Source organism: Brevibacterium senegalense (assembly GCF_000285835.1).
Classification (GTDB): domain Bacteria; phylum Actinomycetota; class Actinomycetes; order Actinomycetales; family Brevibacteriaceae; genus Brevibacterium; species Brevibacterium senegalense.
The window spans coordinates 358,375-379,136 of the sequence record NZ_HE978601.1; the positions used below are offsets into that span (position 1 = coordinate 358,375).

General features: G+C 70.9%; 19 protein-coding genes. 9 read left to right on the forward strand and 10 right to left on the reverse strand.

What is annotated here, in order from left to right:
• The first annotated feature begins 124 nt into the window (after positions 1–124).
• Entirely contained in the window at positions 125–1,141 is a 1,017-nt protein-coding gene (locus HGBR_RS04715; RefSeq protein WP_019158178.1) for a bile acid:sodium symporter family protein, read from the forward strand.
• Positions 1,142–1,169: 28 nt separating this feature from the next.
• Here the strand turns inward: HGBR_RS04715 and HGBR_RS16435 are convergent, their stop codons facing one another.
• From HGBR_RS16435 to HGBR_RS04750, 6 genes are all read right to left on the reverse strand, one after another.
• Positions 1,170–2,018 (reverse strand): 2-keto-4-pentenoate hydratase, encoded by an 849-nt coding sequence (locus HGBR_RS16435; protein ID WP_019158179.1) that lies wholly within the window; start codon positions 2,016–2,018, stop codon positions 1,170–1,172.
• Positions 2,019–2,154: 136 nt separating this feature from the next.
• Complete coding sequence (gene gabT, locus HGBR_RS04725; RefSeq protein WP_040364637.1) at positions 2,155–3,519, reverse strand: 4-aminobutyrate--2-oxoglutarate transaminase; 1,365 nt, start codon at positions 3,517–3,519, stop codon at positions 2,155–2,157.
• 65 nt (positions 3,520–3,584) lie between these two features.
• The gene (ygfZ, locus tag HGBR_RS04730) at positions 3,585–4,808 is read right to left on the reverse strand and encodes a CAF17-like 4Fe-4S cluster assembly/insertion protein YgfZ (RefSeq protein ID WP_019158181.1); all 1,224 of its coding nucleotides are present in this window, start codon (positions 4,806–4,808) and stop codon (positions 3,585–3,587) included.
• A gap of 39 nt (positions 4,809–4,847) precedes the next feature.
• Positions 4,848–5,609 carry a hypothetical protein gene (locus tag HGBR_RS04735; RefSeq protein WP_019158182.1) on the reverse strand — a complete coding sequence of 254 codons (762 nt, stop codon included), beginning with the start codon at positions 5,607–5,609 and terminating at the stop codon, positions 4,848–4,850.
• Between the two features lie 7 nt (positions 5,610–5,616).
• On the reverse strand, positions 5,617–6,237 hold the full coding sequence (locus HGBR_RS04740) for a heme-binding beta-barrel domain-containing protein (protein WP_019158183.1): 621 nt from the start codon (positions 6,235–6,237) through the stop codon (positions 5,617–5,619).
• 163 nt (positions 6,238–6,400) lie between these two features.
• Complete coding sequence (locus tag HGBR_RS04750; protein ID WP_019158185.1) at positions 6,401–7,195, reverse strand: hypothetical protein; 795 nt, start codon at positions 7,193–7,195, stop codon at positions 6,401–6,403.
• Positions 7,196–7,320: 125 nt separating this feature from the next.
• On the opposite strand from HGBR_RS04750, the gene mshD reads away from it, so the two are divergent.
• The 7 genes from mshD to pstB all read left to right on the forward strand — a co-directional run bounded on the left by mshD (position 7,321) and on the right by pstB (position 15,907).
• On the forward strand, positions 7,321–8,265 hold the full coding sequence (mshD, locus tag HGBR_RS04755; RefSeq protein ID WP_019158186.1) for a mycothiol synthase: 945 nt from the start codon (positions 7,321–7,323) through the stop codon (positions 8,263–8,265).
• Positions 8,255–10,435 (forward strand): RNA degradosome polyphosphate kinase, encoded by a 2,181-nt coding sequence (locus HGBR_RS04760; protein ID WP_019158187.1) that lies wholly within the window; start codon positions 8,255–8,257, stop codon positions 10,433–10,435. Before mshD ends, HGBR_RS04760 begins: the two co-directional genes overlap by 11 nt.
• Positions 10,432–11,406 carry an NUDIX hydrolase gene (locus HGBR_RS04765; protein ID WP_019158188.1) on the forward strand — a complete coding sequence of 325 codons (975 nt, stop codon included), beginning with the start codon at positions 10,432–10,434 and terminating at the stop codon, positions 11,404–11,406. The genes HGBR_RS04760 and HGBR_RS04765 overlap by 4 nt, the downstream gene beginning before the upstream one ends.
• A 240-nt stretch (positions 11,407–11,646) precedes the next feature.
• On the forward strand, positions 11,647–12,738 hold the full coding sequence (locus HGBR_RS04770) for a phosphate ABC transporter substrate-binding protein PstS (protein WP_019158189.1): 1,092 nt from the start codon (positions 11,647–11,649) through the stop codon (positions 12,736–12,738).
• A gap of 157 nt (positions 12,739–12,895) precedes the next feature.
• A complete protein-coding gene (gene pstC / locus HGBR_RS04775) occupies positions 12,896–13,867 on the forward strand; it encodes a phosphate ABC transporter permease subunit PstC (RefSeq protein WP_019158190.1) in 972 nt (323 codons plus the stop codon).
• A complete protein-coding gene (pstA, locus tag HGBR_RS04780) occupies positions 13,867–15,066 on the forward strand; it encodes a phosphate ABC transporter permease PstA (protein ID WP_019158191.1) in 1,200 nt (399 codons plus the stop codon). Before pstC ends, pstA begins: the two co-directional genes overlap by 1 nt.
• A 61-nt stretch (positions 15,067–15,127) precedes the next feature.
• Positions 15,128–15,907: a phosphate ABC transporter ATP-binding protein PstB gene (pstB, locus tag HGBR_RS04785; protein WP_019158192.1), complete on the forward strand. Its 780-nt coding sequence runs from the start codon at positions 15,128–15,130 to the stop codon at positions 15,905–15,907.
• A gap of 108 nt (positions 15,908–16,015) precedes the next feature.
• Here the strand turns inward: pstB and HGBR_RS04790 are convergent, their stop codons facing one another.
• The 3 genes from HGBR_RS04790 to HGBR_RS04800 all read right to left on the reverse strand — a co-directional run bounded on the left by HGBR_RS04790 (position 16,016) and on the right by HGBR_RS04800 (position 18,586).
• Positions 16,016–17,026 carry an inorganic phosphate transporter gene (locus HGBR_RS04790; RefSeq protein ID WP_019158193.1) on the reverse strand — a complete coding sequence of 337 codons (1,011 nt, stop codon included), beginning with the start codon at positions 17,024–17,026 and terminating at the stop codon, positions 16,016–16,018.
• 9 nt (positions 17,027–17,035) lie between these two features.
• Entirely contained in the window at positions 17,036–17,656 is a 621-nt protein-coding gene (locus HGBR_RS04795) for a DUF47 family protein (RefSeq protein WP_019158194.1), read from the reverse strand.
• A 264-nt stretch (positions 17,657–17,920) separates the two neighbouring features.
• Positions 17,921–18,586, reverse strand: a complete 666-nt coding sequence (locus HGBR_RS04800; RefSeq protein ID WP_019158195.1) for a hypothetical protein — start codon at positions 18,584–18,586, stop codon at positions 17,921–17,923.
• 153 nt (positions 18,587–18,739) lie between these two features.
• On the opposite strand from HGBR_RS04800, the gene HGBR_RS04805 reads away from it, so the two are divergent.
• Positions 18,740–19,702, forward strand: a complete 963-nt coding sequence (locus tag HGBR_RS04805; protein WP_019158196.1) for a hypothetical protein — start codon at positions 18,740–18,742, stop codon at positions 19,700–19,702.
• 79 nt (positions 19,703–19,781) lie between these two features.
• Here HGBR_RS04805 and HGBR_RS04810 read toward each other — a convergent pair whose 3' ends face one another.
• Positions 19,782–20,756, reverse strand: coding sequence for a MetQ/NlpA family ABC transporter substrate-binding protein (locus HGBR_RS04810; RefSeq protein WP_019158197.1), 975 nt, complete (start codon positions 20,754–20,756; stop codon positions 19,782–19,784).
• Between the last annotated feature and the right edge of the window lie 6 nt (positions 20,757–20,762).

Sequence of the window (20,762 nt, forward strand, 5' to 3'; positions counted from 1 at the left end):
ACCCTCACCCGCGCACAGACCGGACCGCCTGCCGGAATCGGCCGCCAGCCGCCTGCGTGGGGGGGATAGCCTGTGCGCACGCACGGCACTCGCGTGCGCGACAGTGACGACGGAGGAGTGGACAGTGGAGGATGAGCACCCGGACACGCGCACCAGCGCAGCGAAGGAGATCGGGCAGACCGGACCGCACGATCCTGTCGCACAGCGTCGCACGGAGCGCAATGCGCGGATCGCCGTCACGATCTTCCCGCTCCTCGTCATCGCCGGAGGAGTGATCGGGTTCCTGGGGAGCGACTCGATCAGCGCACTCGCCCCCACCATCCCGTGGGGACTGGGCGTCATCATGTTCTTCATGGGTGTCACGCTCACCCTGCCGGACTTCGCACGCATCGCCAAGCGCCCCTGGGTCGTCGCGCTGGGCACCGGCAGCCAGTTCATCGTCATGCCTGTGGCGGGCTGGGCCATCGCGCAGCTGCTGGGGCTGCCGCCCGCCTTGGCGATCGGCGTGATCCTCGTGGGCTGCGCCCCGGGCGGTACCGCGTCGAACGTCGTCACGTACCTGGCGAAGGGCGATGTCGCCCTGTCCGTCTCCGTCACGACCGTGTCGACCCTGCTGGCACCGCTCCTCACTCCCGTGCTCACGCTCTGGCTGGCCGGGTCCTACATGGACGTCTCCGCAGGCGCCATGATGCTGTCGATCGTGCAGACCGTGCTCGTCCCCGTCATCGCCGGAGTCGTCGTGCGCGCGCTCTTCTCGCGCCTCATCGATCTGCTGGGGCCCGTCCTCCCGTGGCTGTCGACCATCGCCATCGCCTACGTCGTGGCGGTCGTGGTCGCCGGTTCCGCCGGTTCGCTCATGACCGCAGGCGCCCTGGTGTTCGTCGCGGTCATCCTGCACAACGGAGTGGGACTCACGCTGGGCTACGTCGCCGCCCGCCTCGCAGGCCTCAGAACGGCGGAACGTCGGGCTCTGTCCTTCGAGGTGGGACTGCAGAACTCCGGACTGGCGTCCTCACTGGCCGCGACCCACTTCCCCAGCGAGCCGACCGCCGCGCTTCCCGGTGCGGTCTTCTCCGTGTGGCACAACGTGTCCGGTGCGATCCTCGCGGCCCTCTACGCGCGCCGACCGATCACGGACTGACGCGGCCCGACACTCCAGTACGTCGGGGTCAGACGGCGTGCAGTGAGAGGCCGGGCAGCGGCAGACCGTGGACCTGGGTCTCCCAGCGCTGGCCCGTGCGGATCGGGTACGCACGGGGGACGGTGCCGGTCGTGACGATGTCACCGGGCCGCACGATCACATCGCCGTGCACCCGCGCGCTCTCCTCGACGAAGTGCCGCAGGGCCGACAGCGGTCCACCCAGCACGTTCTCCCCGCGACCGGAGCCTTCCACCCCGTCGTCGCTGCGGATCGTGATGCTGAAGTCGGTCAGCGCCCGCGCCCACTCGTCCCGGTCCGCCTCACCCACCGCGAACCACGCCCCGGTCGCCAATCCGCCGTGCAGCCCGGCCGCCGCCATCGTGTCGACCGGCCGGAACGACCACCCGGGGTACGGGCACCGCACGATCTCGAAGGAATGACTGATCCCGTCGATCACATCGAGCAGCGCGCGCTCGTCGGCACCCACCCGCGGGACCGCGGAGAAGCGGAACGCGATCTCCGCCTCGATCTGCGGTTCCGTCAGTCCGGCGAGCGCCCACTCCCCCGCACGCAGATCGTCGACCGGCTGAGCGAGCGGCCGCGTCGTCGTGTCGTACATCGGCCCCCAGATCGGAGCGCGGACCCCGTACTGGTCCCAGATCGTGCGGTTCGTGAATCCGATCTTCCAGCCGATCACCCGCTCGCCCGCAGCCTCGCGCTCCTGTCGGACCAGGTCGGCGATCGCGTAGGCGTCCGCGACCGTCATGTCCGGGTGCTCGTCCGTGAGCGGGGCGATCGACTCGCCGCGTGAGTACGCCCCCGCGATCCGCGCGGCACAGGCGGCCAGGGTCTCGTCGTTCCCACTCTTCACATCCATGTGACCGTCCTCTCATCCACCGTGTGAGCGTCAGTCTCGCATCCCCCACGGAATCGAAGGAGCCCGCCGATGCCCGCATACTTCATCGCGACGATGACCGTCCACGATCCCCAGACCTACCGGAAGTACACGGCCCTCACCCCAGGGCCTGAGCGAAACCCTTCTCCAGCACGTCGAACGCCTCCTCCAGCAGCGCGTCGCTGATGGTGAGCGGGGGCAGGAACCGCAGCACGTTGCCGAAGGTGCCGGTCACCAGCACCAGCACGGCGTTCGCCGCCGCGTGGTCCGCGACCGCCTTCGCGAGCTCCGGGTTGGGGTCGATCGAATCGCGCTGCACCAGCTCGATCGCCTGCATCGCACCGCGTCCGCGCGCGTGCCCGATCTCCGGGTGCTTCGCCTGCAGCGCCTCGACGCGGCGGACGATGATCTCGCCGATCTCCACGGCCCGCTCCAGCAGCCCGTCGTTCTCGTACGCCTCGATCGCGCCCAGCGCTGCGGCCACGGCGGTGGGGTTGCCGCCGTACGTGCCGCCCAGGCCGCCCGCGCCCACGGAGTCCATGATCTCCGCACGCCCGGTCACCGCGGCCAGCGGCAGTCCGCCGGCCAGACCCTTCGCCGTCGTGACGAGGTCGGGGACGATCCCCTCGTGCTCGGAGGCGAACATCGCGCCGGTCCGCGCGAAGCCGGCCTGCACCTCGTCCGCGACGAACACGATCCCGTTGGCCTTCGCGTAGTCGGCCAGCGCCGGCAGGAAGCCCTCTGCCGGCACGATGAAGCCACCCTCGCCCTGGATGGGCTCGATGACGATCGCCGCGACGTCGTCCGCGCCGATCTGCTTGTCGATCATCGAGATCGCACGGGCCGCCGCGTCCTCGCCGCTGACCTTCGTCCCGGCCGCCGCGTCATCGCGGTACGGGTACGACATGGGGGCGCGGTACACCTCGCCCGCGAACGGCCCGAACCCCTTCTTGTACGGCGCCGCCTTCGACGTCATCGCCATCGTGAGGTTGGTCCGGCCGTGGTACGCGTGGTCGAAGACGACGACCGCATTGCGCTTCGTGTGGACGCGCGCGATCTTGACCGCGTTCTCCACGGCCTCCGCACCCGAGTTCAGCAGCACCGTCCGCTTCTCGTGATCCCCCGGCGTCAGCCTGTTGAGGGCCTCCGCGACCTCGACATACGACTCGTACGGGTTCACCATGAAGCACGTGTGCGTGAACGCGGCCAGCTGCTCCTGCGCCCGCGCGACGACCCGCTCGTTCGAGTTCCCCACAGTCGTGACCGCGATGCCCGACCCCAGGTCGATGATCCGGTTCCCGTCCGCGTCCTCGAGGATCCCGCCGCCGGCCGCGACGACATAGGCCGGCATGCTCGAGCCCACGCCCGGCGCCACCGCCTTCCTGCGGCGCGCCTCCAGCTCCTGCGACCGGGGTCCCGGGATCGCCGTGTTGATCGTCCGCTCCTGCGGCAGCCCTGGGCCGCCCACTGCTCCGTGTGCCATACCTCGAACCTAACCGTCGCCGAGGCCGCTGTCACCACTCGGCTCGCGTCACCTCCGGTCGGCGGTCACCGCCGGCGCTGATCGACCTCGCGGTTGCGCTGCACCTGCGGGCCGGACGGCTCGCGCTTCGTCACGACGATCGGCTCCTGCGCGGCGACGACCAATTCCTCGGGACCGCCGGAGTCCGCGGACTCACCGGACTGGGAGGCGTCCGCGTGAGCGTCCGTCCGGGCGGCCTCGGCGGGGGTGCCGCTCCCCTCCGCCCCGCGGACCACGACGTGCAGCGTCGCCTCCGGGTCGACGGACCGCTTGATGACGGCCAGCGCGACGGGACCCAGCTCCCAGTGGAGCGCGGACGTGGTCACGTGGCCCACGGCGCGCAGCTGGCCGCGGACCTCGGCGCGGACCTCGGCTCCGGCGTCCGGGACGAGGTGCCCGGAGCCGTCCAGGTGGAGGAACACGATCCGGCGGGGCGGCTGGCCCAGGTTGTGGACGCGGGCGACGGCCTCCTGGCCGCGGTAGCAGCCCTTCGCCAGGTGCACGGCGGTGCGCAGCAGGTCCAGCTCGCCCACGAGCGCGCGGTGGTCGATGTCCTGCGCGTCCGGCCGCCACGCCTCGATGCGCAGCGCGTCCCACGCGTCACGACCGGCGACCTCGAGGCCCTCGTGCCGCCATTCCCGCAGCACCTCCCGTTCGACGACGGCGATGCGGAAGTCGATCGAGGCGCCCGGGTGGCTGGACGACGCGGCCTGCTGGCCCGCGTCGACCACGGCGTACGAGGCGGAGCCCAGACCGATCGCCGGCCACGGATCGTCCCACACGATCGTGGTCGCGAGGTCCGCTGGCGGTGCGCCCACGAACCCGACCGCCTGGTGGCTGGCGGTCATGTCCTCGATCTCGACGCGCAGCATGAAGCGCATGCGGTCGAGGAAGCCGATCGCCTCGTCCGTGCGCAGGTCCGACAGGGCCCAGAGGACCTCGCCGTCGTCGACGAGGCGCAGCCAGCCCTCGATGTGGCCGGTGGGCGAGAGCACGAGCGTCTCCGTCGACTGCCCCGGTGCCAGCTGATCGATCTTCTGCGAGGTGAGCGAGTTGAGCCACGTGAGCCGGTCCGGGCCGGTGAAGCGGAAGACGCGGGTGGCGGACAGGTCCGCGACCGCCGCGCCGTCGGCCAGCTGGCGCTGCTCCTTGAGCGGGATGCCGAAGTGGGCGACCTCGCCAGCGCGCTCATCCTGGCCGAACACCGCGGACGACCGCGGGAAGATCAGGGCGTTCGGGGGCGTGCTCATGGGGGCTCCTCCATCGGTCGGTGGGTCGGTGCAGGCGGCTCAGCCCGGGCGCCTGCTGAGGGCGCCGTCGACCGCGTCGCGGATCCGCTCGACGAAACCGTCCAGCAGCTCTCCTCCCGAGTCCAACGCGCCCAGGACCGGGCCGTATTCCGAGGCGCTGTCGCAGGCCTCGCGGATCGAGGCGGACAGGTCCCCGATGGGACGGGCGACGGGGTCCATGACGGAGCTGAGGTCGATCGCCTCGAGCGTGTCCGCGGCGGTGCAGAGGGAGTCGAGCGCGTCCGCGCCCTGCGTCGCGATGTCGCCCAAGGAGTCGAAGGTGCTGCGCCAGCCGGTGTCCGCGGGGTTCCGCAGGCTCCCGGTCTCCAGGTCCACGACGGTCGCGACGGAGATGAGGGTGGGCGCCACATCGTCGACCAGCGAGTCCGCGACCGCGAGGGTCCGGCTGGCCGCGTCCATGTCGTCGCGCAGGCCGGGCACCCATTCGAGCTGCGGCATCGGGAATGCGGCGAGCTCCTCCTGGGCGTCGTCCAGCGAGTCGCGGACGCGGGTCAGGTCCGCGTCCGCCGCGGCGGGGTCCGCCAGGAGGGTGTCGAAGAGCGAGTCCGCGCTGTCCGTCGTCGCATCCAGTGCGGCGGTGAGCCGGTCGACCCGGTTGTAGACGGTGACGGCGCACGCGGCGAGGACCAGCAGCAGGACCAGGAGGACCACGCCGGTGGACAGCAGCACGCGCGGCCAGCGCCGGGGCGGCGGACCGGGGTCGTGCGCGTGGGGGCGCGCGAGGATCCGGGTGGACTCCACGCCGGGGTCAGCCCAGGACGGACGGAGTGGTGCGGGTGAGGTCCGCAGAGACGTGGGCGGCGGCCTCGTGGCCGTTCGCGGCCATCTCCCACACCCACATGAGGCGTCCCTCGACCAGGCCGTACATGCGGCTGGAGGCGCTGTAGTCCAGTGCGGTGGGGGTCTTGACGCCGCCGTCGGAGACGAGGTCCACCCGCGGGCCCGCGACGCGTCCCGCGTAGTGCTCCATGAGGCCGTGCGGATAGGACAGGGCGACCTCGAGGTCGAAGTCGTCGCGCTCCGTGCGCAGCTCCTCGACCGCGGCGGCGGTGGTGTACGGCGAGTCCGCGGTGGGCGGCAGCAGGCCGGGCCCGGTGTCATGGTCGCCGCGGGTGCGCGCCAGCTGCCAGATGCCCGTCTCCACGCCCAGCAGTTCGTGGGGCTCGCCGGCCGGGCCGTCGGTCAGCCACGTGCGCCCCGTGTAGAGCAGGTACGGCGCGTTCCCCTCCCGGGTGAAGGAGAGGTGCTGGCGGATGGGGCGCTCAGGGACGTCCGTGTAGACGACGGCGCCGTGTCCCTCCCAGTCCCCGATGAGCCAGGCGAGCGGGACGAGTTCCGGCTGCAGGTCGACGGGGATCTCGACGGGCATGGGTCAGCGCTTCACCTTGAAGAGGTTGACGACGACCTTGACGCCCACGCCCAGGGCACCCAGAGCGGCCAGGGCGACGAGCGCCTCGAAGAAGAGGACGAGTCCGGTGTAGTTCTCCATGGGCGGCAGTCTAACCCAGGGATCTCACAGACATGCAGGCGGCTCAGATGCCGGCGACGCGGGTGAGGACGTAGACGATGACGCCGCCCAGCGCGATGGGCGCCGCCCCCAGCGAGGCGTGCACCGCGAAGAGCCGGGCCTTGTCGCGCCGGGTCGAGTCCGACAGCGCCTGCGCCTGGTACTTCGACTGGGCGACGAGGCCCAGCAGCCGGTCGACCGCCGCCGCCAGCACGCCCATGATCGCGCCCAGCACGCCTGCCAGCACGAGGCCGGAGGCGAGGTCGCCCAGCAGGAGCGCGACGATGAGTCCGCCCACTGCTCCGGCCGCGATCGCCAGCGGCGAGGTGTAGCGCGCCGGCCACGGCAGCGCCGTCGCGGCGAGCGCCAGGACGACGGCGACGAGACCGGCGAGGATCGTGCCGTGGTCCGGCGTCAGACGGAACGTCGCGATCCAGGTCGCCGCGGACAGGATGATGGCCACTCCCGCCACCTGCGCGGCTACGTTCGCGGTCGCGTGCGTCGCGCCCATCCCGCGGGAGAGGTTCTGGACGAACGCCCACAGCAGGCCGATGCCCACGAGCGTGGGCAGCCACTCGAGGAACGGCTCCGCCTCCGCCAGCACCGTCGCGGACAGGCCCGCACCGCCCAAGACCGCCAGCATGATCGAGGTGGCGCGCGGCTGCGGAGAATCCGTGAGCCGGGGCCACCCGTAGGCGAACACGAGCATGACGAGCGCAGCCCCCGGCGCGAACGCCAAGGACGGTTTGAAGAGGTGCTCGCCCAGCACCGTCGACACCCCCAGCACCAGGGTGAGGCACAGGGCGATCACGACGCGCATCCATCTCAACACCCCTCCATCCTGCATCACCGGCCCGCACGTGTCGCATCGCCGCGCACGGGTGGGCGTCCGCGGGTCGCCCGGGCCTAAGCTGGTGCGACGGCGACGCATGCGCAGGAGGACCCTTGACTCACAGCACCGCGGGCACCGCCCGCCTCATCACCCCCATGGACCTGGACGGGGCGCGGGCGCTCCTCGAGTCCGCGACCCGCGCGGACGGACCGGCACCGCTGTCCGACGGACTGCTCGAGGCGGCCGCCGCCGGCACCGCCGTCCTCGTGGGCGTCACCGTCCCCGCGGACGACGAGGCCGCCCTGTCCGCTCCGCTCCTGGGCGTGGGCGCCGCCGCCCTGCAGGGAGACCGCTGGGCCGCCGAGGCCGTCGTCGACCCCGCACACCGCGGCCGAGGCCTGGGCCGGCTCCTCGTGACCGCCCTGGACCGCGCCGCCCGGGAGGCCGGCGGCCGGCCGTGGTTCTGGTCGCACGGCGACCACCCCGCCGCAGCGCACATGGCCGCGCAGTCAGGCTTCTCCCGCTCCCGCGAGCTGCTCCAGCTCACGACGGAGGGGGTCCCCGACCCCCCGGAGCCCCGGGTGCCCGAGGGCACGGTGCTGCGCAGCGTGCGCCCGGCCGATGCCGAGGCCTGGGCCCGGGTCAACAACGCGGCCTTCAGCTGGCACCCGGAGCAGGGCGGACAGGACCCCGCGGACTACCGGGCGCGGCTTCAGGATCCGGACTTCGACCTCGGCGGCGTCGTCATCGCAGAGGCGACGGCCGACGGCCGGCTGCTGGGATTCCACGAGACGAAGATGCACGCGGACCACCCGTCGGGGCTGCGGATGGGCGAGGTCCACGTCATCGGCGTCGACCCTCAGGTGCACGCGCGCGGCCTGGGCCGGGCGCTCCTGCTCGAGGGGATGCGACGGCTGGTCTCGGCGGGGGCGGAGGCCATCGAACTCTACGTCGAGAGCGACAACGAGAAGGCTCTGCCGCTGTACAGGGCGGTCGGATTCTCACGTACCGTTGTCCACGTGAGTTACGAGCCCGCGGAGGACCCCCATGCAGCATGACGTGACGGCCTTCGGGGACGAGCACGACCTGCCGGCGGCGCCGGACCGCTTCCTGGACCGGGAGCTGTCGTGGCTCGCGTTCAACGAGCGCGTCCTCGACATGGCCGCGGACCAGACGCTCCCCCTGCTGGAGCGGGTCAACTTCCTGTCGATCTTCGCCTCGAACCTGGACGAGTTCTTCATGGTGCGCGTCGCGGGCCTCAAGCGGCGGATCTCGACGGGGCTGGCCGTCCCGTCCGTCACCGGCACCCAGCCCCGCGCCACGATGAAGGCGATCACGCAGAAGGCGAGCGCGCTGGCCCGCCGCCATGCCGACCTCTACCGACTGGACATCCGACCCCGCCTCGAAGGGGAGGACATCCACGTCGTGGGCCTGGACGACCTGACGGAGGCGGAGCGGGCCAGCATGGCCCGCCTCTTCGAGGAGCGCGTCTTCCCCGTGCTCACCCCGCTGGCCGTCGACCCGGCCCACCCGTTCCCCTACGTGTCCGGGCTGTCGCTCAACCTGGGCGTCGTCCTGCGCCATCCGCGGTCCGGCGTGGAGCACTTCGCCCGCGTCAAGGTCCCGCCGGTCCTGCCCCGCTTCATCGACGTCGCCTCGATCCAGCCGGACGGGCAGAGCGGGCGCGGCTCCCGGACCACCGCGGACCCGGACGCGGCCGCCCGGTTCCTGCCCATCGAGGAACTCATCACCGCCCACCTCGACATCCTGTTCGAAGGCATGGAAGTCGTGTCCGCCTCGTGCTTCCGCATCACCCGCAACGAGGACGTCGCCGTCGAGGAGGACGACGCGGAGAACCTCCTCAAGGCGCTGGAGCAGGAGCTGGAGCGCCGCCGGTTCGGCCCCGCCGTCCGCCTCGAGGTCACGGACGACATGCACCCGCGCGTGCGCGAGCTGCTGGTGTCCGAGCTGGCCCTGAACGAGTCGGAGATCTACGAGCTGCCCACCCCGCTCGACCTGCGCGGGCTGTCGATCCTGGCGGACATCCCGCGCGAGGACCTCCACTACCCCAAGGCCGTGCCGTTCGTCAGCCGCGCCCTGGCGGAGGCGGAGTCCTCCGACCAGCCGGACGTCTTCAGCGCGCTGCGCGATCGCGAGATCCTGCTGCAGCACCCGTACGAGTCCTTCTCCACGAGCGTCCAGGCGTTCATCGAGCAGGCCGCGGCGGACCCGCACGTCGTCGCGATCAAGCAGACCCTCTACCGCACCAGCGGCGACTCCCCCATCGTCGACGCACTCATCGAGGCGGCGCAGGCCGGCAAGCAGGTGCTGGCGGTCGTGGAGATCAAGGCGCGCTTCGACGAGGCGAACAACATCACGTGGGCCCGCAAGCTGGAGCGCGCCGGCGTCCACGTGGTCTACGGGATCGTGGGCCTCAAGACGCACGCGAAGCTGTGCATGGTCGTGCGCCAGGAGCCGGGCGGCCTGCGCCGCTACTGCCACGTGGGCACCGGCAACTACCACCCCAAGACCGCCCGCATCTACGAGGACCTGGGCCTGCTGAGCTCCGATCCGGTCGTGGGCCGCGACATCGCGAAGCTCTTCAACCAGCTGTCCGGCCTGGCTCCGGACACCACGTACTCCCGCCTGCTCGTCGCACCGTCGCGGGTGCGCGAGGGCCTGCTGGAGCACGTCCGGGAGGCGACGGAGCGCGCGCGGCGGGGCGAGCGGGCGCGCATCCGGATGAAGATGAACTCGATCGTCGACGAGGCCATCATCGACCACCTCTACCTGGCCTCGCGCGCAGGTGTGGAGGTGCAGCTGTTCGTGCGCGGGATCTGCGCGATCCGCCCCGGCATCCCCGGCCTCAGCGACAACATCGAGGTGCGGTCGATCCTGGGCCGCTTCCTGGAGCACTCGCGGGCCTTCGTCTTCGAGCACGGGGACCGGCTGCAGCACGCGGAGGCGTCGATCGGCTCCTCCGACCTCATGCACCGCAACCTGGACCGCCGGGTCGAGGCGCTTGTCCGCCTCCAGGACCCGCAGCACGTCGACGAGGTCCGCCAGATGCTCGACCTGGCCTTCAGCGACTCGACCGCGCACTTCGAGCTGGACTGCGACGGCGTCTGGACGCGCATCGCCTCCGATGCCGACGGCGCGGCACTGGACGACTATCAGCAGCAGCTCTACCGGGCCCACCGCACGCGCTGGTCGAGGCAGCGCGGATGAGCCCCACCCCCGTCAGCCACGCCGGGGAGTCCGCCCGCCTCAAAGCGGACGTCCTGGCCGCGGGCTGCGTCCTGTGGCGCGAGCGCCAGTACGGCCTGGAAGTCCTCCTGGTGCACCGCCCGCGCTACCGCGACTGGTCGTGGCCCAAGGGCAAGGTGGACAAGGGCGAGACCCTGCCCGAGGCCGCGGTCCGGGAGGTGCGCGAGGAGACCGGGTACGACGTCCAGCTGGGCCTGCCGCTGCCCAGCGCGCGGTACACGGTGGGCAAGAACCTGCGGAAGCACGTCGCCTACTGGGCCGCGGAGGTGACGGAACGGCCCCGGGGCACGATCGCGGACCTCAAGGAGATCGACGAGGCGGAGTGGATGACGGTCGAGGAGGCGCGCCGGCGCCTCACCCGGTTCGCCGACCGCGAGCAGCTGGACAAGGTCGAACAGGCGCACGCCTCCGGCAGTCTGCGCGCGTGGCCGTTCATCATCGTCCGGCACGGGAAGGCGTTCCCGCGCAGCAAGTGGCACGAGACGGAGCACGAGCGCCCCCTCCTGGCGATCGGCACGCGACAGTCGCTGGCGCTCACGGGGCTGCTGTCCGCCTGGCCCGTCAAGCGCCTGGTCTCCAGCCCCTGGAAGCGCTGCGTGGCGACGCTGACGCCGTTCGCAGCCGCGAGCGGCAAGCGGGTCCGCAAGAGCGGGCCACTGAGCGAGAAGGCCAACGCGAAGGACGCCGCGAAGACGGAGGCGGTGCTCACGAAGATCCTGCACAAGGGGATCCCCACCGCGCTGTGCACGCACCGTCCGGTGCTGCCGACCGTGCTGGACGTCCTGGCCCGGCACTCGCCGGAGGGACTGGCGAAGTCGCTGCCCCCGCGGGATCCGTACATGAACCCGGGCGAGATCCTCGTCGCCTACGTGCGCCCGGGTCCCGTCCCCCGGATCGTCGAGCTCGAGCGCTACCGCCCCATCGACACGTGACGGCGGCGACACCCCGCGGCCGGCGCGCGGTCGCAGCGTGACGCCCGTCACCACGGCTGGACGCCCACTGCGAGGACTGTGAGCAGAATCCCATGCTCCGGGGATCCCATTCACCGCGTGTTCACATTCCGCAACCTTGTGGGTCACCCGGCACTCGTAACGTGTGGACCGCACTCGGGGACATCCCCCTGCACTGGGGAATCCCCCGGATGTCCCACACCTTGATCGAAAGGCACCCACGTGAAGCTCAAGCGTTTCGGCACGGCCGCAGCATTCCTCGCGGCCGGAGCACTCACCCTCTCCGCCTGCGGCGGCGGCGACACCTCCGGCTCCGAGGGCGGCGAGTCCGCTGACGCGGGTTCGGCGGCCGGCACCCTGATCGGCGGCGGCGCCTCCTCGCAGGAGTCCGCCATGACCGCCTGGACGCAGGGCGTCACCGAGGTCTCCCCCGACCTCACCGTCAACTACGACCCGGTCGGCTCCGGCGCGGGCCGCGAGGGCTTCCTCGCCGGCCAGTACTCCTTCGCGGGCTCCGACGCCGCGATGGACGAGGAGGAGCAGGCATCGGCAGAGGAGATCTGCGGCCCGGAGGGCGTCTTCCACGTCCCGTCCTACATCTCCCCCGTCGCTGTCGCCTTCAACCTCGAGGGCGTCGACACCGTGAACATGGACGCGGAGACGATCGCTCAGGTCTTCGCCGGTGAGATCACCACCTGGAACGACGAGAAGATCGCGGAGCAGAACGAGGGCACGGAGCTCCCCGACACCCCGATCACCGTCGTGCACCGCGCCGACGACTCGGGCACGACGGAGAACTTCACGGCGTACCTCACCGAGGCCGCGGGCGACGCCTGGGAGTACGACGAGGTCGAGACCTGGCCGTCCGAGATCGCAGCGGAGTCCGCGCAGCAGACCTCCGGTGTCGTCTCGCTGGCCGGCAGCACCGACGGTGCGATCACCTACGCGGACGCCTCGCAGGTGGGCGAGCTGGGCACTGTCGCCGTGGGCGTGGGCGACGAGTACGTCGAGTACTCCGCTGACGCCGCCTCGGCCGCCGTCGACGCCTCCGAGCAGAACGAGGACGGCTCCGTCGAGCTGGACCGCAGCACGGAGGAGGCCGGCGTCTACCCGATCGTCCTCGTCTCGTACCACATCTACTGCCAGCAGTACCAGGATCAGGAGACCGCTGACCTGGCCAAGGCATTCGGTGAGTACGTCATCTCCGAGGAGGGCCAGCAGGCCGCCGCGGACTCGGCCGGCTCCGCGCCGATCTCCGAGGACACCCGCTCCGCCGCTGCTGAGCGCCTGGGCGCCATCGCGGTCCAGGGCTGACGGACAGCTCTGACGCACCATCCGGCGACGCCGCCGGTCCGCTCGTGGAGCGGGCCGGCGGCACCGTCGGTCCTGCACACTGGTACGCAGCAGGACGAACGAAACCGACACACGCCCGGGCCGCCGCCCGGATCGCGACACTCCGAGGGGAGTCACAGTGGCTGAGCAGGTCACAGAAGCGAGGAGCGCATCCGCCTCGCCCACCACGAAGTCATCAGGGAGCGCCTCCGCGGACAAGATCTTCGCCGGGCTCGCCTACGGGGCGGGCGGACTCATCCTCCTGGTGCTCGCCTTCGTGGCGATCTTCCTCGTCACCGAGTCGCTGCCCGCACTGGCACCGAAGGTCTTCTCCAACGTCGACTCGATCAAGAGCGCGGAGAACTTCTGGGTCTACGTCATGCCGCTCATCGGCGGCACGCTCATGGCCTCCGCGATCGCCATCCTCCTCGCCACGCCCGTCGCGGTGGGCATCGCCCTCTTCATCTCGCACTACGCGCCGCGGAAGCTCGCGACGCCCATCGGCTACGTCATCGATCTGCTGGCAGCGATCCCCTCCGTCGTCTTCGGCGCCTGGGGCATGATCACGCTGTCGTCCGCGATGGTCCCGATCTACGGATGGCTGCACGACAACCTGGGCTTCATCCCCTTCTTCGCGGGCAGCCCCTCGACCACGGGCCGCACGCTGCTGACCTCCGGAGTGGTCCTCGCGGTCATGATCCTGCCGATCATCACCTCGCTGTGCCGCGAGATCTTCCTCCAGACGCCCAAGCTGCACGAGGAGGCCGCCCTGGCGCTGGGCGCCACACAGTGGGAAATGGTCAAGATGACCGTCTTCCCCTTCGCCCGCGCCGGCATCATCTCCTCGATCATGCTGGGCCTGGGCCGCGCGCTGGGTGAGACCATGGCCGTCACGCTCGTCCTGTCCGGCGGCGTCTTCTCCCTCAGCCTCATCTCCTCCGGCAACCAGACGATCCCGTCGGAGATCGCCCTGAACTTCCCCGAGGCGTTCGGCATGCGCCAGTCCGAGCTCATCGCCGCAGGCCTCATGCTCTTCGTCATCACGCTCGTCGTGAACATGATCGCCCGCTGGATCGTCAGCCGCCACAAGGAATTCTCGGGAGCCAACTGATGTCGACTGAACTGAAGAATCAGGACCAGAGCGGCGCCGCACCCGCGCCCGCCGTGAAGAAGAACGGCCGCGGCAGCAGCGGCACGCTCACCGAGGGCCAGAAGCCCGCGTGGACCTGGGCCGCCGTCGCCGGCGGCGCCCTCGTGGTCGGCGCGGGGATCGCCGCAGTCATGGGTGACGGCTTCTCCATCACCGGCTGGCTCATCGTCTCCGCCGTCGTCTACGTGATCGGCATGTACATCGCGACGCGCGTGGTCGAGAACAGGAGGCGCGCGACGGACGGCCTGTGGCGCAACCTGGTGTGGGCCGCGTTCATCATCGCGCTCATCCCGCTGATCTCGCTCCTGTGGACGGTGTTCGCCCAGGGTCTGCCCACCCTCATCACGAACCCGGGTCTCCTGGTGGACGACATGTCCACCACGAACGGCGCGACGGACGCGGCCACGCAGGACCAGGGCGAACCGCTGTCCGGCGGCTTCGTCCACGGCCTGGTGGGCACCCTCATGATCACGATCGTCGCGACGATCATCTCCGTCCCGATCGGCATGCTCACCTCGATCTACCTGGTCGAGTACAGCCGGGGCGGCTGGTTCGCCCGCGCGATCACCTTCTTCGTCGACGTCATGACCGGCATCCCCTCGATCGTCGCGGGACTGTTCGCCTTCGCGGCGGTGCAGCTGTTCATCACCACCTTCATCGGGTCCAGCCCGGTCCACCTGCAGATGGTCAAGATGGGCCTGACGGCGTCGATCGCGCTGTCGGTCCTCATGATCCCCGTCGTCGTCCGCTCGACGGAGGAGATGCTGCGGGTGGTCCCCAACGAGCTGCGCGAGGCCTCCTACGCACTGGGCGTCCGCAAGTGGCGGACGATCATGATGGTCGTCCTCCCCACGTCGATCTCCGGCATCGCGTCCGGTGTCACGCTGGCCATCGCCCGCGTGACCGGTGAGACGGCGCCCATCCTCGTGACGGCCGGCTTCCTCGCCACCACGACGTGGAACCCGTTCAGCGGCTGGATGACCGCCCTGCCGGTCTACATCTACCGCCAGCTCGTCAACCCCACCGCCCCGGGCGCCCCGCTGCCGTCGGAGCTGCGCGCATGGGCCGCGGCGCTCGTGCTCATCATCATCGTGATGCTGCTCAACCTCATCGCGCGCATCATCGCCCAGGCGTTCGCTCCCAAGAAGTCCGGACGCTGATCGCCCGGCGATCGCACGGAACAGCACGAGCAGGCTCAGAACCAAAGGAATCGAAGGAACCATGGCAAAGCGCATCGACGCCGTCGACCTGAACGTCTACTACGGCAGCTTCCTGGCTGTCGAGGGCGTGAACATCCGCATCGAACCCCGGGCGGTCACCGCCTTCATCGGTCCGTCCGGCTGCGGCAAGACGACCTTCCTCCGCACGATCAACCGCATGCACGAGGTGCTCCCCGGCGCGTACGCCGAGGGCCAGATGCTGCTGGACGGCGAGAACATCTACGGACCCGGGGTCGACCCGGTCCGGATCCGTGCGGAGGTGGGGATGGTGTTCCAGCGCCCCAACCCGTTCCCGACGATGTCGATCCGCGAGAACGTGCTGGCCGGCTACAAGCTCAACGGCACGCGCCTGTCGAAGTCGGATGCGGACGCGATCGTCGAGAAGTCGCTGCGCGGCGCCAACCTGTGGAACGAGGTCAAGGACCGCCTCGACAAGCCGGGCTCGGGCCTGTCCGGCGGCCAGCAGCAGCGTCTGTGCATCGCCCGCACGGTCGCCGTCGAGCCGTCCGTCATCCTCATGGACGAGCCGTGCTCCGCGCTGGACCCGATCTCCACCCTGGCGGTCGAGGACCTCATCAACGAGCTGAAGGCGGACTACACCGTCGTCATTGTCACGCACAACATGCAGCAGGCGGCGCGCGTGGCGGACAAGACCGCGTTCTTCAACATCCAGGGCACCGGCAAGCCGGGCAAGCTCATCGAGTACGCGGAGACCTCCACGATCTTCCAGAACCCGGAGAACGAGCAGACGCTCAACTACGTCTCCGGCCGCTTCGGCTGATCCGCACAGGGGGCGCTCCCCCGCTGATGCCTGCACCAGATGCGGCGCGCTCCTCCGAGCGCGCCGCATCAGTCGTCCTGCGAGTGCGGCCGGATCCCTGGTCGCGTCTCAGATCCCTGCCAGCACCAGGAGTCCCGCCAGTCCGGCGCCCAGGAGAGCGGTCACGGGGATCGCCAGCAGGGCCGTGCCCACGACCGGCAGGAGGAAGCGCAGGCGGACGACGCCGCGGCGACCGGAGAACTGCGTCCCCACGTTCGCGGCGGTCACGGAGTAGACGATCGAGACGGGGACGGCGACGGCGAACGCGGCGACCAGGGTCGCGGTCGCGGCCACGCCGTTGGCCAGGACGGACTTGAGCGGGTCCAGCCGCACGATGCGGGTCGCGACGGTCCGCGCCACGCGCCAGCCGGAGGTCAGGGTGCCGATCGCCAGGGCGGCGGCGATGAGGAGCCGCACCGGCCACGACACGTCCGTCGACTCACCGTCGACGAAGTCGATGCCCTGGTAGGCCAGTACCGCGATCATGAGGACCGCGGCGGACTTCTGCGCGTCCTGCACGCCGTGGCCCAGTGCCAGGATGCCCGTCACGACCGCATCGGCCGCCCGCGCATTGCGGAACAGCGGTTTGGGGGCGGCGTTCTCCGCCAGCCGGGACACGACGGCCGTCACGAGGGCGGACATCGCGAGGACCACGACGGGCGCCAGGAGCAGCGGCAGGATGAGTCGCAGCATCATGCCCTGGAGGTCCGCGACCGCGCCGTAGACCAGGCCCGCGCCCAGCAGTCCGCCCACGAGGGTGTACGTCGACGACACCGGGACGGCGGCCAGGTAGGTGATGACGCCCCACACGATCGCTGCGGTCAGACCCGCGAACACGACGGACAGCAACCGGTGCGGATCGTGCGGCAGGGTCACGGTGTTCTCTGCCACGGTCAGGGCGACGCCCTGCCCCAGCAGAGCCCCGATGAAGTTGAAGACGCCGGCCATGACGAGCGCGATCCACGGGTTCAGCGCGCGGTTCTTGACCGCATTGCCCACTGTGACACCGGCGTCGTGGAATCCGTTGACGAAGGCGAATCCGGTGGTCGCCAGCACGGCGGCGAGGAAGAGGTACTCCACTGTCGTCGCTCAGGATTCCCGGACGGCGATCTCCGCCACGACACCGCCCAGCGCCGCGAAGGACCGCGCGGCCTCGTAGAACATCTGGCCCAGCAGCGTCGCAGCCGCCAGGTGGACCAGTCCGCGCCGGGCTGCCGGCACCGCGTCGGACACTTGCAGGTGCAGCATCTCCGCGCGGTGGAACAGGCGCGACATCGACTCGACGTACTGCCACTGGTCGGGCTTCGCCGGCAACCGCTTGAGCATGCTGTGGGTCTGGTCCGAAGCGTTCGACAGGACCGCCAGGAACTCGTGGACGCCCACGGGGAACTCCTCGAACGCGGAGGACGACAGGGCGAATCCCACCGCTTCCAGCCGGTGGACCGTCTCGCGCAGCGTCGAGGCGAGCCGGTAGAGCGCGTCCCGGTCGACGGGGGTGGCGTAGTTCTCCCGGAGCGCGCGCAGGACGGCGGATTCCGCGGCGTCCGCCGTGTCGGAGACCTCCGTGAGGCGGCTGACGGCGCCGCGCCGCTCCTCCATCGGGATGCCCGTGAGTTCCGCGAGGATCAGCGTGCCGTTGCGGAGGCTGGTCGCGAGGTCCGCGAGGCGCGTGAAGTACTCCGCCTCATTCGACAGCCTGCGCAGGCGCACGGGGAGATCACCTCACTGGTCTGGTTGTGGTGGGTGCCGGACTGAGAGCGCCTCTCGGCGGTAGGCCGCTCGAAGCGGCTGATGTTGGAGCCCGGGGCTTCAGCAGCCCGGCACCCGGCGTGACCCGAGGGCCACGCCCCCATCGTACTCTCCGAGTGTTCTGCGGGCATCAACCGCGGATCGTGATGCTTCTCAGCATGAGAACCGTCACCCGGGCACCCTCGCCCGGGCATCGTCATTCTGCGGGGGTCGCCCCGGGGTCCGTCATCCCAGGGATCCCGCCGCGAAGGCGCGGGCGGCGGAGGTGAGGTCGGAGGCCAGCTGTTCGAACGCACGGGACCCCTCGTGGCGGTCCAGCTCCCAGCGGCCGGCGGCCGCGACCTCGGCGAAGGCGGCCGCCCGCAGGAGGGCCATCGCGAAGTCCCCGCGGAAGGCACCGGCCAGGATCTGGTCCGCCGCGCGCACCACCTGGTCCGGTCCGGGCGGGTCCTCGACTCCCGCGATCAGCTCCGCGAGGTACGGGTCGACGCGGATGCGCCCGCCCACCCCCTGGGCCCGGGAGACGGCCCGGCCCGCCGTGAACTCGTCCGCGGACAGGCGCGGGTTGCGCGCGATCCACTCGCGCAGCGCGTACAGCCGCCACAGGACCCCCGGCAGCGACACGGCCGGTGCGGTCGACCAGATCTCCGCGATCGCCTCGAGCCCGATGTCGTCGGCCAGATGGACGAAACGCGCGGTGGCCTCGTCGTCGCGAGCGGCACGGGAGACACGCGCGGGACTGTCCGCGTCCTCGGCGGCGGGTTCCGGCTCCGTCGACCCGTGCACCAGCAGGGCGGCGGTCGCGTGGGCGATCTCCGCCAGCTGCGCGGGGTCGGGGCGCGCGTCGTAGGCGTCCAGGTCGGGCTTGAGCACGGGCTTGTGGTGGCGCATCCGGACCAGGCTACTCCCCGTCCCCGGCACACATGCGAGCGATTCTCAGGAATGGGCGGACACTCAGACTGTGTTTGTACTGTCGTGAGTGCGTCCCCGCCCGGCGATCCTGCGGCGGACACCCGGGCGCACCCCAGGCCCCGAGGAGGACCGATGACCACGAACAGCAAGGCACAGAAGCGGATCGGCGCCGCGTCCAGGTTCGCGTTCACGAAGAACGGCGAGCTCCGTCCGCATGCGCAGACGCTCCTGGGCCGCGCCCTGTCCGTCCAGCGGCCCGTCGTCCTCGCCTACATCCGCAGCGTGCGCAGGCGGCACCCGCACGCCACGCCGGCGGAGATCGCGGAGATCCTCCGCAAGCACTACGTGAACCTCACGACCGGCGGCGGCGCTGCCGTGGGCGCGACCGCGGTCGTCCCCGGGCTGGGCACCGGCGCGGCGCTGGGCCTGGCCGCCGTGGAGACCGGTGGCTTCCTGGAGATGTCCGCTCTCTACGCGCAGTCGCTGGCGGAACTGCATGACCTCCAGGTGAAGGACCCCGCACGCGCGAACGCGCTGGTCATGGGGCTCATGCTGGGCAGCGCCGGGAAGGACCTGGTCCGCCAGTTCTCCCAGCAGGCCGACGGCGGGCCCGCCGTGCATTCCAACTTCGGATCGCTCGTGACCCGGCAGCTGCCGTCCGTCGTCATCGACCCGCTGGTGCGCAAGCTGCGCAAGAAGCTGATCCGCACGTACGCGGCGCGCACGGGCGGTTCCGTCGTGGGACGCGCCCTGCCCTTCGGCGTGGGAGCCGTGGTGGGTGGCGTCGCCAACCGGATGATGGCGGGCACGGTCGTGAAGAACGCGCAGACCGCCTTCGGTGACATGCCGGGCCACTTCCCGGCGGACCTGGACCCCGCCTCCAGCTCCGCGCTCAAGGACGCAGACCTCATGGCCGGCCTGCGGCACCTCATGACCGCGCGCAAGCGCCGGAACGACATCCAGGGCGAGACCGTCGACCAGCTGGGACTGCCCGAGGTCGACGAGACGGACGCGGCCGACGCACCGGACGCTGCGGACGGCACGGAGTCCGCGCCCGAGGTCCCCAAGACGTGGCGGCCCGACGTGCGGCTCTGAGACCCCTCCGCTCGTGAGACCGCCCCGGGACGGGCCTGTCGGCCCACCCCGAGGCGGTCTGTCGTCGCAGGCGTGTGCGTCAGGAGACGCTCGCGGCCTCCTCCGTGACGGTCTCGAACGCGTCCTGCAGGCGGTCGTCCTCCACGTCGAGGCGGACGACGCGGCCGAAGTGCTCTTCGTCGATCGCCTCCGTGACGCGCGGATCGTCGTAGGACTCGCGCAGCACGTCCCAGACCGGATCGTCCGCGCGGTCCGCGGTCGTCGCGATGACGTTCGCGTACTGGAGCGTCTCGTCGCCCTGCGGGTCGTCCGCGATGAGCGCGTCGTCGATCGTGATCTCCTGGCTGGGATCGAAGTAGTTCGACCCCACGACGACGGCGTCCAGCGACGGGTCGTCGTACTGCTGGGGGATCGTCGTCGCCTGCAGCTCCGTGAACGTGAGGTCCTTGGGGTTGTCCTCGATGTCCTCCAGCGAGGCGAGGCCGCCGGCACCCTCCCGCAGGGTGATGAGGTCCGCGCTGTCGAGGATCCCCAGGGCACGGGCGGAGTTCGCCGCGTCGTCCGGGATCGCGATGGTGGCCCCGTCCGGCAGGTCCTCGATCGAGTCGTAGTCCGGGGAGAAGACGCCCCACCGGGTCACGACGGTCGTGAACACCGGGACGATGTCGTCATCGTTCTGCTCGTTGTAGGTGGCGAGGAACCGGATGTGCTGGAAGGCGTTGCCGTCCAGGGCGCCGTTCGAGACCTCGGAGTTGGGGAGGACCCAGTCGTCGAGGTTGACCCACTCGACGTCGACGCCCTTCTCGCCCGCGACCTCTGCGACCGCGTCGAAGTACGCGTTGTCCTCGGACGTCGCGAGCTTCAGCGACTGCCGCTCCGCCTGCGCGTCGCCGTCGTCGTCGCCGCCGGTGACGGCCAGTGTCACACCGGCGACGAGCGCGATCGCGGCGACGCCCGCTCCCGCTCCCAGCAGGAGCGAGCGCTTGCGCTTGCGCGCCGCCAGCTCCTCGCGGATGCCCGAACCCGTCGGTCCGCCCGTCGTCTTCTCCGCCATCGTCCC